Origin of the sequence: Lentzea sp. NPDC051838 (assembly GCF_040681245.1) — a bacterium.
GTDB lineage: Bacteria > Actinomycetota > Actinomycetes > Mycobacteriales > Pseudonocardiaceae > Lentzea.
This window is the reverse complement of record NZ_JBFAYI010000011.1, coordinates 61,926-79,572: the sequence shown is the minus strand read 5'-3', so window position 1 is coordinate 79,572 and position 17,647 is coordinate 61,926. Positions and strand designations below refer to the sequence as shown.

The 17,647-nt window shown below is 67.2% G+C and carries 5 protein-coding genes; 2 read left to right on the top strand and 3 right to left on the bottom strand.

Annotation, left to right across the window (positions count from 1 at the left end; translation table 11 throughout):
• Positions 1 to 10 precede the first annotated feature (10 nt).
• Together AB0M24_RS24010 and AB0M24_RS24005 are read right to left on the bottom strand one after the other, a co-directional pair.
• The gene (locus AB0M24_RS24010; protein ID WP_363771777.1) at positions 11 to 1,030 is read right to left on the bottom strand and encodes a hypothetical protein; all 1,020 of its coding nucleotides are present in this window, start codon (positions 1,028 to 1,030) and stop codon (positions 11 to 13) included.
• Positions 1,027 to 1,500 carry a sigma-70 family RNA polymerase sigma factor gene (locus AB0M24_RS24005; protein WP_363771775.1) on the bottom strand — a complete coding sequence of 158 codons (474 nt, stop codon included), beginning with the start codon at positions 1,498 to 1,500 and terminating at the stop codon, positions 1,027 to 1,029. Before AB0M24_RS24005 ends, AB0M24_RS24010 begins: the two co-directional genes overlap by 4 nt.
• 433 nt (positions 1,501 to 1,933) lie before the next feature.
• Here AB0M24_RS24005 and AB0M24_RS24000 point away from each other — a divergent pair, with 433 nt between their 5' ends.
• Both AB0M24_RS24000 and AB0M24_RS23995 read left to right on the top strand, forming a co-directional pair.
• A complete protein-coding gene (locus tag AB0M24_RS24000) occupies positions 1,934 to 8,173 on the top strand; it encodes an SdrD B-like domain-containing protein (protein ID WP_363771772.1) in 6,240 nt (2,079 codons plus the stop codon).
• 84 nt (positions 8,174 to 8,257) lie between these two features.
• A complete protein-coding gene (locus AB0M24_RS23995) occupies positions 8,258 to 14,455 on the top strand; it encodes an SdrD B-like domain-containing protein (protein ID WP_363771769.1) in 6,198 nt (2,065 codons plus the stop codon).
• 59 nt (positions 14,456 to 14,514) lie between these two features.
• On the opposite strand, the gene AB0M24_RS23990 is transcribed toward AB0M24_RS23995, so the two are convergent.
• Positions 14,515 to 17,646 (bottom strand): TIR domain-containing protein, encoded by a 3,132-nt coding sequence (locus tag AB0M24_RS23990; protein ID WP_363771766.1) that lies wholly within the window; start codon positions 17,644 to 17,646, stop codon positions 14,515 to 14,517.
• Position 17,647: the final 1 nt, after the last annotated feature.

Sequence of the window (17,647 nt, the reverse complement as noted above, 5' to 3'; positions counted from 1 at the left end):
CGGGTGAACGTCAGCGGGCCGCGATGTGCTCGCTCACCGCCGAGGCACCGGCGATTCTGGCTTCCCGGTCGAGCCGCCGCAGCTGGTCCGCGGTGCGCGCCGAGCGCAGGTTCGTTCCCGCTGCCAGCGCCTTCTCCGCGAACGACGCGGCGGTCGCGGTGTTGCCGACGGCGAGGTGGTTGCGTGCCAAGGCGATCAGCGTCATCGTGCGGGCGCGGACCATGCCACCGCTGTACGTATCGACTTTTGTGGTGAGTGCCGCGATCGCGTTCTCCGGATCGGACAGGTCGTGCCGGTCGGCCCACGAGTTGTGCGCCGCCACGAACCCGAGCTGGAACGCCTTCAGCGCATCGTCAGGTGCGTTGTGGTGCAGGAACATTCGACCCGCGCGGGTCAGCACCGAGGCGATCAACGACTCGTTCTCGGCCTGTCGGGCCAACGTCAGCGCGCGCGAGAAGTGCGGCAGCGCAACGCCGGGCATACCGCTGTCGAACGCGGTCCACCCCGCCAGCTCGTGCACCTCCGCCACTGCCGTCCACATCGGCGTGGAGCTGGTCACGATGAACGGCTCGACCAAAGCGAGATGCTCCAGAACCGAGGCGTGGCAAGCAATGCCGCCGTACTGCTCGTCCAACGTCCGCAGCGCGTCAGTCCGTGCGCGTACGACGTCGACATCCAATGATCCAACCGGCAACACGTCCGGCACCCAGTCGAACGTCGGCGCGCCAACCATGATTCGGGCCGCGTGCTCCAGGAACTGCTGCCGTGCAACGACATCCGTCTGCACCAACGACGCGTCGAACCCGTCGGCGACGGCAACCGAGTACCAGTGCTGGGCTTCCACGACCTCACCGAGCAGGAACAACACACGAGCGAGGCGCACCGAGGCGTCACCGAGGCCCCGGTCGGCGGCAACCCGGAAGCACTGAGCGGCCCCGCTCAGATCACCAGCCCGTTCCAGCGCCTCGCCCCGGCGGTAGATCCGTTCGACCGCCTCGTCCACCTCGAACTCGCGCACGAGCTCGTTCATGAGGAACCTCCGAGAATTCGCCGCAGCTCAGCCCGGCCGCGGGTGAGGTGCGTCCGCACTGTCGACTCGCCGACGACCAGCACCGCGGCGATCTCGCTGACCGAGTAGCCGAGGAGGTGGTGCAACGCCACGACCTCGCGGTGCCGGGGCGACAGCGACCGCAACGCCGAGTGCACAGCTTCGACGTCGTGCACCTGCTCCACGACATCCACCAAATCCAACGGGGCTTCGCGCGACACCCGCTGCTGCCACCGGCGCATCAGCCTGATGGCGACCTTCAGCACCCAGGCCTCGGGCTTGTCGTACGAGCGGATGTCGTGCCATCGGCTCGCCGCGATCACCAACGCGTCCTGCGCGACATCGTCCACGGCGCGTGTGTCGCTGGTCAGGGCCGTCAGCGTCCTGGTCAGCACGGGCAGGCAGGTGCGGAAGAACTCCGCGAAGCCCTGGTCCGGCTCCGGTGTGCTCAACGGCCTCCCCTTCAGCGTCGAAACGAGTCGTTCACCGCCCGAAGGCGACCTTCACCGGTTACAGGCGCTGAAGCCAGGAAAGGCTGAGTCCGCCACGCGTGTTCACCCGTTCAGCCCCATGTGCCGTGTGGTCAAGCCGTGACATCCGCACTCACGAACGACCCAGAAGAGCGAACCTCCCATGTGGACAGTCGCGGACGGCAACGGTCAGCTCTAAACCTGATTCCACGGAAGTGGAGAACGCTTCACCTGAAACGGGAAGGGCGTTCTACGGAAAGCGACAAGTAAACGTCTTCATGCGGCCAACTTTGCGAGGCAAGTTCACCGATAAGTGGGACAACCTGCGGTGGGTAGCCGGGCGGACCTGCGGAAACGGTGGCATTTTCCAGATTCCCGAAGTGTGCCCCCGTCCCTGCTGTCTAGGAGCGATTTCGTGAAACGACCGCTCGCCGCAGTGCTCGCCGCACTGGTGGCCGCCTCGTCCGCCGTGGTCGTACCCGCGGCGCACGCCGGTCCCGGTGATGGCTCGCTGACCGTCAAGGTCGTCCGCGACGTCAACGGCAACGGCAACTACGACGCCGCCGTGGAGGTGCCGGTGCAGGGCGCCTCGGTGCTCGTCACCGACGCCGCCGGAAAGACCGCGACCGGCACGACCGACGCGTCCGGCGGTGTGGCGGTCGGGCTCGGCCCGGTGAGCGGCGGCAAGTACCGCGTGCAGGTCAACCCGCCGGCGGGCAGCACCCTCGTGCCGGCACCCGCGGGCGGCACGCTGGAGAGCAACACGGCGTTCGTCGACGTCTCCGGCGGCAAGAACGTCACCGTCACCACGGGCCTGTGGAACCCGGCGGACTACTGCCAGGACAACCCGACCCTGGTGACCGCGTGCCAGCGCGACATCACGACGTTCAAGGACGATCCGGCGAGTCGTGACCTCGTGTCGTTCCCGTGGACCGCACGGGGCACCGCGGCGTCGGCGAACCTCGCGAACCAGGGCCAGCTCGGCACCGTGTTCGGCCTCGCGTACCGCAAGCAGGACAAGCGGATCTTCTCTGCCGCGTTCGCCAAGCGGCTCGCGAAGTACGGCCCCGAAGGCCCCGGCGCCATCTACGTGACCCCGGCGGCGGGCGGCAGCGCGACGCTGTTCGCCAAGCTGAACGCGGGTGCCACGCAGCACGCGATGGGCACCAACTTCGACGGCCCGTTCTTCGGCGTGCCAGGCAAGCAGTCGCTGGGTGACATCGACATCTCCGACGACGGCAGCGAGCTCTACGTCGTGAACATGTTCGACAAGAAGCTCTACGTCTTCGACGCGACCGGCGCGACGGCCGCCGCTGCCAAGGGTTCCTACGACATCCCGGCTGGCGCCTGCCCCAACGCGAGCGACTGGCGACCGGGCGCACTGGGCGTCCGCGACGGCACGGTCTGGGTCGGCGGTGTCTGCTCCGGCCAGTCCACCAAGAAGGCAAGCGACCTGCGTGCGGTCGTGTACCCGTTCAAGGCGGGTGCGTTCGGCGCGGCCGCGGTGAACAAGACGCTGGACTTCAAGCGCGGCTTCGCCATGGTGAACAAGGACGGCAGCGAGTTCTGGCACCCGTGGGAGGACACCTGGGACCCGGACTCGAAGCCCCAGTCCGGCGCGCAGTTCGACCCGGACTCCAGGAACATCACCTGGCCGATGCCCATGTTGACCGACATCGGCGTGGAGACGAACGGCGACCTGGTGCTGGCCTTCCGCGACCGGTTCGGTGACCAGGTCGGTCAGCAGACCCCGGCACCGGACGGCAGCGACAAGGGCAAGACGTGGAACGCGATCATCGGCGGTGACCTCAACCGGGCCTGCAAGTCCGGCAACACCTTCACCTGGGAGGGCACCGGCGGCTGCCCGAACAACCGCCCCGCGGAGCCGATCGGCGGGGGTGAGAGTGCCGACGTGATCGAGTACTACCCCGGCGAGTACTTCACCACCGGTAGCACTTCCAACGTCTCTCACCAGGAGACGTCGCTCGGAGCGGTCGCACTCGTACCGGGCGAGGACCGCATGCCCGCCAACGTGATGGACCCGCTTTCGGTGCGAACCAACGGAACCGGCTGGTTCGACCGCAAGACCGGTCAGATGCAGAACACCGACCATTCGCAGTCCTACCAGGTCATCAGCGCCACGACCGAGGGCTGGGGCAAGGCGAACGGTCTCGCCGACCTCGAGGCGCTGTGCGATCTCGCACCGGTCCAGCTCGGCAACCGCACCTGGTACGACACCGATGGCGACGGCACGCAGGACGCCGACGAGCCCGCCCTCGCGGGTGTCACCGTCACCGCGACCCCGTGCAACGGTGGTGCGGCGCTGCCGGTGAAGACCACGAACGCCAAGGGCGAGTACTACTTCGGCGCCGCGGACGGCCTGAAGCCGGAAACCTGTTACAACCTCGCGTTCAACTTCAGCGGCGTGAACGTGACAGGCCTGCCGGGCAACCCGAACAAGGCCGACTTGAAGTGGACGACCAAGGAAGCCGGCCCGGACCGGGTCATCGACTCCAATGTGGACACCGACGGCAAGACCCAGGTGACCACGGGCAAGGCGGGCACGGCCGACCACACGATCGACGCGGGCATCATCGCCAAGGTCACCAACAGGCTCGGTGACTTCGTCTGGGTCGACACGAACCGCAACGGCCTGCAGGACGCCAATGAGCCTGGTGTTCAGGGCGTCACGGTGGTGCTGAAGAAGGGCGACGGCACCCAGCTCGCCACGAAACCCACTGGCGCCGATGGCAAGTACCTCTTCGACAACCTCGAAGACGGCGTCTACAAGGTCTGCTTCGACCTGTCGACGTTGCCCGCCCAGTACGCCGGCTACGGGTTCACCGGCAAGGACGCCGGTGACGACGCGAAGGACTCGGACGCGGATCCGGCCGACGGGTGCACCGCGACGACGACGTTGGGTGCCGCGAAGCGCGAGGACCTGACGCTCGACGCCGGTATCGCGCCGCCCAACAACAAGGTCGGCGACTTCGTCTGGAAGGACACCAACCGCAACGGTGTCCAGGACGCCGACGAGCCGGGCGTGCCGAACGTGACCGTGACGCTCAAGGACGGCGCGGGAAACCCCGTGGGCCAGCCGAAGGTCACCGGTCCGGACGGCAAGTACCTGTTCGACAACCTCGCCGACGGCACGTACCAGGTGTGCTTCGACGTCTCGACCGCTCCGGCCGAGTACGCGGGCTACCTGCTCACCCGCCCGAACGCGGGTGATGACGCCAAGGACTCCGACGCCGATCCGACGTCGAAGTGCTCGCAGACCACCACTGTCGGACCGCAGAAGCGCGAGGACCTGACGCTCGACGCGGGCATCCGGCCGCCGAACAGGCTCGGCGACTACGTGTGGATCGACGCGAACAAGAACGGCCTGCAGGACGACGGCGAGCAGCCGGTGCCGAACGTGCCGGTGAAGCTGGGTGACAAGACCACGCAGACGGGTGCGGACGGCAAGTACGTCTTCGACAAGCTGCCCGACGGCAAGTACACCGTCTGCTTCGACATCAAGAACCTGCCGGCTCCGGTGGCCGACTACCAGGTCACCAAGCCGAACGGCGGTGACGATGCGAAGGACTCGGATGCCGACCCCGCAACGGGTTGTGCGCCCGAGACCGAGCTGAACGTGGACAAGCCGGAAGACCTGACCATCGACATGGGTCTGGTCTCGCCGGTGAACCGCCTCGGCGACTACGTGTGGATCGACGTCAACAAGGACGGTCTGCAGGACGCCACCGACGTTCCGGTCGAGGGTGTCACGGCGAAGTTGAGCACCGGCGCGACCACGAAGACGGACGCGCAGGGCAAGTACCTGTTCAGCAATCTGCCGGACGGCACGTACAAGGTTTGCTTCGACCTCGCGAACCTGCCTGCCGCGGTGAAGGACTACAAGGTCACCACGCAGAACGCGGGCGACGACGCGAAGGACTCCGACGCGGGTGCGGACGGTTGCACGGCGGAAACCACGCTGGGCAGCGGAAAGCGCGAGGACCTCACGCTCGACCTGGGTCTGGTCTCCCCGCCGAACAGGCTGGGCGACTACGTCTGGGTCGACGCCAACCGCAACGGCGTGCAGGACTCGGGGGAGACCCCGGTTCCCGGTGTGACCGTCAAGCTGGGTGACAAGACCACCCAGACCGGTGCGGACGGCAAGTACATCTTCGAGGACCTGTCCGACGGCACCTACAAGGTGTGCTTCGACATCGCGACCATGCCCGCGCCGTACCAGAGCTACCTGGTGACGAAGCCGGACGCGGGTGGCGACGACACGAAGGACTCCGACGCGGGTGCCGACGGTTGTACGCCGGACACGTCGTTGGGCAGTGCCAAGCGCGAGGACCTGACGCTCGACCTGGGCATCAGGCCTCCGAACAAGCTCGGCGACTTCGTGTGGATCGACACCGACAAGAACGGTGTCCAGGATCCGGGTGAGCCCGGCGTTCCCGGTGTGACGGTGAAGGTGGGCGACAAGACCACCACGACCGACGAGAACGGCAAGTACGAGTTCCCGAACCTGCCCGACGGCAAGTACGTCGTGTGCTTCGGCCCGATGCCGGACGCGGTGAAGGACTACGTGCCGACGACGCCGAACCAGGGTGGGGACGACGCCAAGGACTCGGATGCCGACCCCGCGACCGGGTGTGCGCCGGAGACGACGCTGAGCGTCGACAAGCCGGAGGACCCGACGATCGACCTGGGTCTGATCTCCCCGGTGAACCGCCTCGGTGACTACGTGTGGGTGGACGTCAACAAGGACGGCCTCCAGGACGGCAGCGACATTCCCGTCGAGGGCGTCACCGCGAAGTTGAGCACCGGTGCGACCACGAAGACGGACGCGACGGGCAAGTACCTGTTCAACGACCTGCCCGACGGCACCTACAAGGTGTGCTTCGACATCGCGAACCTCCCGGCGAAGGTGGCCGACTACAAGGTCACCACGCAGAACGCCGGTGGTGACGATGCGAAGGACTCCGACGCGGACGCACAGGGCTGCACGGCGGAAACCACGCTGGGCACCGGGAAGCGCGTCGACCTGACCCTCGACACGGGTCTCGTCGCGCCGCCGAACAGGCTCGGCGACTACGTCTGGCAGGACAACAACAAGAACGGCGTGCAGGACGACGGCGAACCCGGCGTTCCGAACGTGCCGGTGAAGACTGGTGACAAGACCGCGACCACCGGTCCGGACGGCAAGTACGTCTTTGAAGATCTGCCGGACGGCAAGTACACGGTGTGCTTCGGCCCGATGCCGGACGCGGTGAAGGACTTCGTCTTCACCACGCCGAACGTCGGTGACGTCGCCCCAGAGCCTGATCTGCACGACTCGGACGCCGACCCGGCTTCCGGCTGTGCCCCCGAGGTGGAGCTGGGTCCCGGCAAGCGCGAGAACCTGACCGTCGACGCCGGAATCCACCCGCCCGCCAACGGTGTCGGCGACTACGTGTGGATCGACGCCAACAAGAACGGCCTCCAGGACGAGGGTGAGAAGCCCGTCGAGGGCGTCACCGCGATCCTGAAGGACGCTCAGGGCAAGGAACTCGGCACCCAGAAGACCAGTGCCAACGGCAAGTACTACTTCACCGACGGACTGCCGGACGGCACGTACCAGGTGTGCTTCGACATCAAGAACATGCCTGCCGCGGTGGCGGACTACGTCGTCACCAAGCCGCGCGCCGGTGACGTGGCGAAGGACTCCGACGTGGACCCGGCGACGGGCTGCACGCTGACCACCACGGTCGGCGTCGGCAAGCGCCGTGACTACACGCTCGACCTGGGCATCTACGCGCCGCCGAACAAGATCGGCGACTTCGTGTGGTCCGACACGAACCGCAACGGGGTGCAGGATCCGGGCGAGCCGGGTGTTCCTGGTGTGCCGGTGAAGCTGGTCGACAAGGACGGCAAGCCGGTCGGTGAGCCGGTGAAGACCGATCCCCAGGGCAAGTACGAGTTCCCGAACATCCCGGACGGCACCTACAAGGTGTGCTTCGAGATGAACGCACTGCCGGGCGACTACGCCGGATACCTCGCTACGAAGCCGAATGTGGGCGACGACGGTAAGGATTCCGATGTGGACCCGGCGACGGGCTGCACGCCTCCGGTGACGGTCGGCGTGGGCAAGAGGGAGAACCTGACCCTCGACCTCGGCCTCGTCTCGCCGACCAACCGCGTTGGTGACTTCGTCTGGTACGACGACAACTCCAACGGTGTGCAGGATCCGGGCGAGCCCGGTGTGCCGGACCTCCCGGTGTTCCTGCAGGACGGCAGCGGCAAGCCGGTGCAGCAGTCCAAGACCGACAAGGACGGCAAGTACCTGTTCACCGACCTCCCCGACGGTGAGTACAAGGTCTGCTTCAACGCCGATCCGCAGACGGGCCTCGTGGCCGGCCGCAAGCTGACCACGCCGCACGTCGGTGACGACGCCAAGGACTCCGACGCCGACCCGGTGAACGGATGCACGCACGTCGTCAAGCTGGGCAAGGACAAGCGCGTCGACCTCACGCTCGACGCAGGTCTGCTGCCCAAACCGGTGGCACCGCCGCTGGCCAGCACCGGTGCGACCGTGTGGAGCCTGCTCCTCATAGCGCTGACCCTGATCGGTGGAGGCGCGTTCCTGCTGCTGCAGGCCCGCCGTCGCCGTAGCTAGTACGCGGTAACTGACCGGGCCTCCGCAGGGAGGCCCGGTCACCCCCGAAGTTCCCTCGTTCAGCTGCACAAGGAGCGTCCTCTCGTGAAACGACCACTTGCCGCCGCGCTGGCAGCGTTGGTGGCCGCCTCGACCGCCGTGGTGGTACCGACAGCTCAGGCCGGCCCTGGTGACGGCTCGCTGACCGTCAAGGTCGTCCGCGACGTCAACGCCAACGGCACGTACGAAGCCGCTCTGGAAGTTGGTGTGCAGGGCGCTTCCGTTCTCGTCACGGATCCGTCGGGCAAGACCGCGACCGGCACGACCGACGCGGCGGGCAACGTCGCCGTCGGGCTCGGCCCGGTCAGCGGCGGCAAGTACCGCGTGCAGGTGAACCCGCCCGCGGGCAGCGTTCTCGTCCCGGCTCCCGCGGGCACCGGACTCGAGAGCAACACGATGTTCGTGGACGTCTCCAGCGGCAAGAACGTCAGCGTCACCACGGCGTTGTGGAACCCGGCGGACTACTGCCAGGCCAACCCGACGCTCGTGACCTCCTGCCAGCGCAACGCGGTCAAGCCGGGCGCCGACAACAACGCGCGTTCGCTGATCTCGTTCCCGTGGACCGCGCGGCAGAAGAACCCGACTCCTTCGGTGCTGCTCAAGCAGAGCGACATCGGCACGGTGTTCGGTCTCGCGTACCGCAAGCAGGACAAGCGGATCTTCGCGGGCGCGTTCGCCAAGCGGCTCGCCGCCTACGGTCCGAGCGGCCAGGGCGCGATCTACGTGACGCCGTCGACCGGTGGCGCCGCGACGCTGTTCGCCACCGTGCCGGACGCGGGTACCAAGCCGCACAACATGAACACCAACTTCGACGGGCCGTTCTACAGCGTGCCCGGCACGGAGTCGTTGGGTGACATCGACCTGTCCGAGGACGGCAGCGAGCTCTACGTCGTCAACATGGCGGACAAGAAGCTCTACGTCTACGACGCGACGCAGGCGACCGCGGCTGCGCCCAAGGCTTCCTACGCGACTCCGGCGACGGCGTGCCCCGCCGACTGGCGTCCCGGCGCGATCGGTGTTCGTGACGGCGTCGTCTACCTCGGCGGCGTCTGCTCGGCGCAGAGCACGAACAACGCGGCGGACATGAAGGCCGTCGTGTACCCGTTCCAGAACGGCGCGTTCGGTGCCGCGGTGCTCACCAAGACGCTGAACTTCCCGCGCGGTTTCGCGTCGAACCTGGTGCCCGGTAGCAACAAGTGGTTGCCGTGGAACGACTCGTGGGCCCAGATCCTCAAGGGCAACAGCGACTGCCCGAACTGCGCCGCGCGGCCGATGGCGTTGCTGACCGACATCGAGGTCGAGGCCAACGGCGACCTGGTGCTCGACTTCCGCGACCGCTTCGGTGACATGACCGGCTTCGAGATGCCCGCGCCGAACGGTCAGGAGCCGAACAAGGGCTGGGAGGGCTTCAGCGGCGGTGACCTCAACCGCGCCTGCAAGTCCGGCAACACCTACAACTGGGAGGGCAGCGGCGGTTGCCCGAACAACCGCACGAACGGCAACTCCGGCAACGAGGCCGCGGACGTCATTGAGTACTACCCAGGCGAGTACTGGGGTGGCACCGCTGAGTACAACCCGCACCACGAAACCTCGCAGGGCGCGACGGCACTGGTGAAGTCCGCCGACCGCATGCCCGCGATCATCATGGACCCGCTGACCATCACCACGGGCGGTGTCGGCTGGTTCAACCGCGCCGACGGCACGATGGAGAACGCGCAGCACTCCAACTCCTACGAGATCTCCAACCAGACCACGGAAGGCTGGGGCAAGGCGAACGGTCTCGCGGACCTGGAAGCGTTGTGCGATCTCGCGCCGGTCCAGCTGGGCAACCGGGTCTGGTTCGACACCGACGGCGACGGCACGCAGGACGGTGACGAGCCGGCGGTCGCGGGTGTCACGGTCACCGCGACGCCGTGTGCCGGTGGTGCCGCTCTGCCGGTGAAGACGACGAACACCAAGGGTGAGTACTACTTCGGCGTCGCGGACGGTCTGAAGCCGGAGAACTGCTACAACCTGACGTTCGACCTGAGCGGGGTGAACCCGGCAGGCCTGCCGGGTGCTCCCGCCGCGGCCGATCTCAAGTGGACTTCCAAGGAGTCCGGACCCGACCGGGTCATCGACTCCAATGTGGACACCGCCGGTAAGACGTCGGTGACCACGGGCAAGGCGGGTACGGCCGATCACACGATCGACGCGGGCATCGTCGCGAAGGTGACGAACAAGCTCGGTGACTTCGTCTGGGTCGACACGAACCGCAACGGTCTGCAGGACGCCGACGAGCCCGGTGTTCCGGGTGTGACCGTCGTGCTGAAGAAGGGCGACGGTACTCAGGTCGCCACGAAGCCGACGGGTGCGGACGGCAAGTACCTGTTCGACCAGCTGGACGACGGCGTCTACAAGGTCTGCTTCGACCTGTCGACGTTGCCCGCCCAGTACGCGGGCTATGTGTTCACCGGCAAGGACGCCGGTGACGACACCAAGGACTCGGACGCGGATCCGGCCGACGGCTGCACCGCGACGACGACGTTGGGTGCCGCGAAGCGCGAGGACCTGACGCTGGACGCGGGTTTGGTGCCACCGAACAACAAGCTCGGTGACTTCGTCTGGAAGGACACCAACCGCAACGGGTTGCAGGACGGCGACGAGCCCGGTGTTCCCGGCGTGACCGTGACGTTGAAGGACGGCACGGGCGCTACCGTGGGCCAGCCGAAACCGACTGGTGCCGATGGCAAGTACGTCTTCGACCAGCTGCCCAACGGCACGTACCAGGTGTGCTTCGACATCTCGACCGCTCCGGCCGAGTACGCGGGCTACCTGTTGACGCGCCTGAACGCCGGGTCCGACGACGCGAAGGACTCCGACGCCGATCCGACGTCGAAGTGCACGCAGACCACGACGTTGGGTCCGGACAAGCGTGAAGACCTCACTCTGGACGCCGGTATCAGGCCGCCGAACAAGCTCGGCGACCTCGTGTGGCGTGACGACAACAAGAACGGCGTGCAGGACCCGAACGAGCCCGGCGTGCCCGACGTTCCGGTGAAGACCGGCGACCAGACCACCACGACGGGTCCGGACGGCAAGTACGTCTTCGACAAGCTGCCCGACGGCAAGTACGTCGTCTGCTTCGGCCCGATGCCGGACGCGGTCAAGGACTACGTGCCGACGTCGCCGAACCTCGGTGGCGACGACGCGAAGGACTCGGATGCCGACCCCGCAACGGGTTGTGCACCCGAGGCCGAGCTGAACGTCGACAAGTCGGAAGACCTGACGATCGACCTCGGCATCATCCCGCCGGTCAACCGCCTCGGTGACTACGTGTGGATCGACGTCAACAAGGACGGTCTGCAGGACGCCAGCGACGTTCCGGTCGAGGGCGTGAAGGCGACGCTGAACACCGGTGCCACCACGACGACCGGCGCCGACGGCAAGTACATCTTCGACAACCTGCCCGATGGCACCTACAAGGTGTGCTTCGACGTCGCCAACCTTCCTGCGGCGGTGAAGGACTACAAGGTCACCACTGCCAATGCGGGTGGTGACGACGCGAAGGACTCCGACGCGGACGCTCAGGGCTGCACGGCGGAAACCACGCTGGGCGTGGGGAAGCGGGTCGACCTGACCCTGGACATGGGTCTGGTCTCGCCGCCGAACAAGCTCGGCGACTACGTCTGGGTCGACGCGAACCGCAACGGCGTCCAGGACTCCGGCGAGACTCCGGTGGAGGGCGTGACGGTCAAGGTCGGCGACCTGACGACCAAGACCGACGCTCAGGGCAAGTACGTGTTCGACAACCTGCCGGACGGCACGTACAAGGTGTGCTTCGACATCGCGAACATGCCGGCGCCGTACCAGTCCTATTTGGTCACTCGACCCGACGCGGGCGGGGATGACGCGAAGGACTCCGACGCGAACGCTCAGGGCTGCACGCCCGACACTTCGTTGGGCAGTGCGAAGCGGGAGGACCTGACGCTCGACCTGGGCATCAGGCCGCCGAACAAGCTCGGTGACACGGTCTGGAAGGACGAGAACAAGAACGGCGTCCAGGATCCGAACGAGCCCGGTGTGCCCGGTGTGGTCGTGAAGGTGGGCGACAAGACGACCACCACGAACGACCAGGGCAAGTACGAGTTCCCGAACCTGCCCGACGGCACCTACAAGGTCTGTTTCGACATCGCGAACATGCCGGACGCGGTGAAGGACTACGTGCCGACGACGCCGAACCTCGGTGGCGACGACACGAAGGACTCGGATGCCGACGTGGCAACGGGTTGCGCGCCGGACACGACGCTGAACGTCGACAAGCCGGAGGACCCGACGATCGACATGGGTCTTGTTCCGCCGGTCAACCGCCTCGGTGACTACGTGTGGATCGACGTCAACAAGGACGGTCTGCAGGACGGGTCGGACGTTCCGGTCGAGGGCGTGACGGTGAAGCTCAACACCGGCGCGACCACGAAGACGGACGCGAACGGCAAGTACCTGTTCAACGACCTGCCCGACGGCACGTACAAGGTGTGCTTCGACATCGCGAACCTGCCTGCGGCGGTGAAGGACTACAAGGTCACCACGCAGAACGCGGGCGATGACGACGCCGTTGACTCCGACGCGGACGCTCAGGGCTGCACGGCGGAAACCACGCTGGGAGTCGGGAAGCGCGTCGACCTGTCCCTGGACATGGGTCTGGTCTCGCCGCCGAACAGGCTCGGTGACCTGGTGTGGCGTGACGACAACAAGAACGGCGTGCAGGACGACGGCGAACCTGGTGTTCCGAACGTGCCGGTCAAGACTGGTGACAAGACCACGACCACCGGTCCGGACGGCAAGTACGTGTTCGAGGATCTGCCGGACGGCAAGTACACGGTGTGCTTCGGCCCGATGCCGGACGCGGTGAAGGACTTCTTCTACACCTTGCCGAACGCGGGTTCCGATGACGCGGTGGACTCGGATGCGAACGTCGACACCGGCTGCACCCCCGAGGTGACGCTGGGCGTGGGCAAGCGCGAGGACCTCACCGTGGACGCCGGCATCCACGCGCCGATCAACCTGCTCGGCGACTTCGTGTGGATCGACGCGAACAAGAACGGTCTGCAGGACGAGGGCGAGAAGCCCGTGGCCGACGTGACCGTGAAGCTGAACACCGGTGCCACCACGAAGACCGACGCGAACGGCATCTACCTGTTCCGGGATCTGCCGGACGGCGAGTACACGGTGTGCTTCGACGTCGCGAACCTGCCCGCCGCGGTGAAGGACTACACCCTCACCAAGAACAACGCGGGTGACGACGTGAAGGACTCCGATGCCGATCCGGCGACCGGGTGCACGTTGCCCGTGGTGCTCGGGGTGGGCAAGCGCAAGAACCTGACGCTGGACGCCGGTCTGGTCGCGCCGCCGAACAAGATCGGCGACTTCGTGTGGTCGGACACGAACCGCAACGGGGTGCAGGATCCGGGTGAGCCCGGTGTGCCTGGTGTGCCGGTGAAGTTGGTCGACAAGGACGGCAAGCCCGTCGGCGACCCGACCAAGACCGACAAGGACGGCAAGTACGAGTTCCCGAACATCCCGGACGGCACCTACAAGGTGTGCTTCGAGATGGGTGCTCTGCCGGGCGCCTACGCCGGATACCTCGCGACCAAGCCGAACGTGGGCGACGACGCGAAGGACTCGGACGTCGACCCGGCGAGTGGCTGCACGCCGCCGGTGACGGTTGGTGTTGGCAAGCGTGTCGACCTGACGCAGGACCTGGGTCTGGTGTCGCCGACCAACCGCGTTGGTGACTTCGTCTGGTACGACAACAACTCCAACGGTGTGCAGGACGCGGGCGAGCCGGGAGTTCCGGATCTGCCGGTGTTCCTGCAGGACGGCAGCGGCAAGCCGGTCGCGCAGTCCAAGACCGACAAGGACGGCAAGTACCTGTTCACCGACCTGCCGGACGGTGAGTACAAGGTCTGCTTCAACGCCGATCCTCTGACGGGTCTGGTGGCGGGTCGGAAGCTGACCACGCCGAACGTCGGTGACGACGGCAAGGATTCGGACGCCGATCCGGCCTCCGGGTGCACGCACGTCGTCAAGCTGGGCAAGGACAAGCGCGTCGACCTCACGCTCGACGCGGGTCTGCTGCCCAAGCCGCCCGCACCGCCACTGGCGAGCACGGGTGCGACCGTGTGGGGCCTGCTCGGCACCGCACTGGCCCTGCTGCTCGGTGGCGCGTTCATCACCCTGATGGCACGCCGACGCAGGTCCTGATGTGAGAGATGAAGGGAACCTTCATCCACGTGAGGTGGATGAAGGTTCCCTTCATCGTTTTAAGGAAGGAGATGGCGGAAGGCGGCGACGAGCAGCATGCGTTGCTGGTCCACGTCCAGACCCTCGTCGAGCTCGTCGTCGGGGCGGAACTCCTTGTTGTTGTAGGGGCCGCGCGGGCCGAACGACTCGACGCGGACCGCGATGTCCACCAGGTCGGACACCAGCTCCACAGTGGACTGGTCGTCCGGGATCGGCTTCTCCTGCTGGAACAGCTCGTAGGAGAACCGCATCCCGATCGTGCCGTTGAACGTCGCCTGTTCCTTCGGCAGCTGCAACGCCTTGTGCACGGCCCGGTACAGCTCGGCCCCGGTCAGGTGCAACGGGGTCATGACGACGTGCGTGACGCCGAGGTCGTGGCTGCGCACCGAAAGCGCGACGGTCGGGCCGTCCGGCGCGGGCGGAACCGGTTGCGGGAACACGGGAAGCTCGGACTTGCGGTCCGAGCGCCACGTCGCCACGAGCCGATCGGCGGCCTCCACCAGATCGATGTGCTTGCGCGGTGCGAGCAGCGGCGGCAGCGGTTCCTCGTCGAGCCGCACGATGAACAGGAACGCGCGGCGCCGCGTCACCTGGAGGTTGAACGCGGCGGTCCACTCCTCGGTCACCCAGTCGCGGCTCGGGGTGTTCGCCGACCACAGCAGGACGTAGTAGTCGGACGTGGCCAGCGCCTCGTTGATGCCGAGAACCACGTTGTCGCCCGGCGCCATCTCCCTCTCGTCGAGGTAGGCGTTGACGTTGCGCTGCTCCAGGTCAGCGCGCAGCTGCTCGGCGTGCGGGCGGTCCTTGCCGGCGAACGACAGGAACACCTTGGGACGGGTTTCGAGCGGCACGGGTTCTCCGTTCTTCCTGAGTCTTCTGCGGAGCGGGCCTGCCTTGGTCTGGACACCCGCGTCGCCGTAGAGGGACCAGCACGCCCAGTCCGCGGGATGGCGGTCGCCCACCTCTCGCAGCGCGTGCTGCAGAGCGCGGTCGCGAGGCAGCTTGGCGAGGTTGCGGTCGAACGCGTCGAGCACCTTCTGCGCGGCCTCGTCCTCGGCCCGCCACCGCGCCGCCACGACCGCTCCGGCGCCCGCGGTGATGGCCGACCGTACGAAGCCGACCTTCTCGTCGCGGCCCCGTTGCTGGGCCATGCCGGACTCGCACGCGCCGAGCACGACCGTGCCGCACGCGCTGAAGTCCAGGTTTCCCAGCACTTCCGCGGTGACCCGCTCTTCGCCGAAGGTCAGCCACGACTGTGCGGGGTCGATTCGGTCGTGCGTGCCGTGGGCGTCGATGCGGATGCGTTGGAACCGGTGTTCCTTCAGCGTGGACTCGAGTTCCGCGGCTTCCCGGAACTTCTCACCGCTCGCCGTGGACTGCCGGAGCTTCGGGTCGGGGCTGAAAATCGCTGTGTCGTCGCCTCTTTGCCCTTGGGAGCGGTGCTTCAGGGGTGACAGGGCGGAGAGGCACGGCAGGTTCGACAGGGCGTGCGTGAGACCCAGGTAGAGCTTGGTGCCGGGAACCGGGAGGCCTGCCAGCGGGATGTCCGCGAGCACATCTCCCGCCACCACGGCGATCCTGGTGGTCTTCGGCGGCAGTGCCTTGATGACGTCTTCCAGCGCGATCAACGACGTCAGCTCGGTGAGCAGGGTGCCGAGGATCGCCGGGTCGTACTTCGGTTTCCACGCCTTGACTTCGCGGATCGTCTTCGCGAGCTCGCTGACGTGGACGTCTTTGGTCAGGTGGACGATCTTGCGGCCGATGATCACGTGGTGCAGCTGTTCCGGTGTCGCGTGCATCATCCACACGACCTGGTTGCGCGGCAGGTGTTTGACGACCCTGCCGAGCCAGAGCCTGGCGGCCTTGAGGTCGGTGAACCCCGGCAGGCCGCGTGGTTCGGTGAGGATCGTGGCGCCTCTGGCCGCTTCGACGGCGACTGCCAGTGCTGCCAGGGCTTTCTCGCCGTCCCGGCGCACCCGGCGGACGGCGGCGAGGACCCGGCCGTCGTGCTCGTCCCTGGCCAGCCGCATCATCGCGATCCTGATGCCGGGGCTGTCCTGCTGGCTCGCGATGTCCTCTTCGAGGTGGTGGGACGCGGACCAGTACTTCGCGGCTCGGTCCTCGTCCCGCGCGTCGGCGTAGGTGTCACCGAGTTTGCGCAGTGCCAAGGCTTTGAGTTCGCAGAGGTCGGTGCGGGCCGCGCGGTGGAAGTGCCGCGCGGCCTGGTCGAGCCTGCCCCTGGCGTAGGCGAGCTCGGCAGCGGTGAGGTGCCAGAGCGGAGAGTTTCCTTCGCCCAGCAGGGCTTCCGCCTTGGTGAGCTCGTCCTCGGTGATCAACCGGCGGACGCGGTCGAGCCGGCGTTCGGGGTTGAGCGCCTGCGTGGCGTCCGGGAGCTTGGAGAGCACCTCCGGGCCCGCCTCCGCCACCAGCAGCGGGAGGAGTCGCAGTGCCACGCCCGCCTGCTTGGTCATGACGAGCAGCACGGCCAGCTCGCGCAGGACGGCGAACCGCAGTGCGGGCTCGACGTCGAAGCTGGTGACGCACCTCGTCATCAGCGCCAGCGCTTCCTCGTACCGGACGTCGCGGCGCAGGATCGCGGACCGCAGCAGGAAATCGGCGGGGGTGCGCGGGGCCGGGCCGTCGATCTTCGTGACACGGGTGCCCCTGCGGACGTCGAGGAGGAGCCGGTCGCCGCCGATGGCTTCCAGGTGCTCGGAGTGGCCCGCGCGGCGGAAGTGGCGCTCCGCCGCGTCCAGCTCGCTTTCCGCGGTGGGGTAGTCGTACCGGTCGGCGGCGGCCAGGGCGGCGACGCGGGCGAGCATCGCCCGCTGCAGTTCGGTGAGGTCGCCCTTGCGCAGGTCGCGCACGTCCTGTGCTGCCTCGGCGTGATCCGTCGCGGCACTGCGGATCTGCGCGCGCAGGACGCGCAGTTCGGTGTCGTCGGTGGTGGTGAGGTACTCGTCGCACCGTTCGGCGGCCAGTGCCAGCTCGCCCAGGTTGAGCAGGGTGGCGCAGTGGTCGTGGGCGATGATCCGGCTGAATTTGGCGGCTTTGCGGTAGGCGTGGTCGACCCCGTGCGCGTCACCGCGCCGGGCGGCCTGCTGCGCGGACCTGATCGCGTTGGCGAGCGGCGTGCCGGGTTCGAGTTCCACG

Bases quoted from the DNA above. Each gene is read 5' to 3' on its own strand.
- AB0M24_RS24010 (WP_363771777.1), bottom strand. From the start codon at position 1,030: ATGAACGAGCTCGTGCGCGAGTTCGAGGTGGACGAGGCGGTCGAACGG.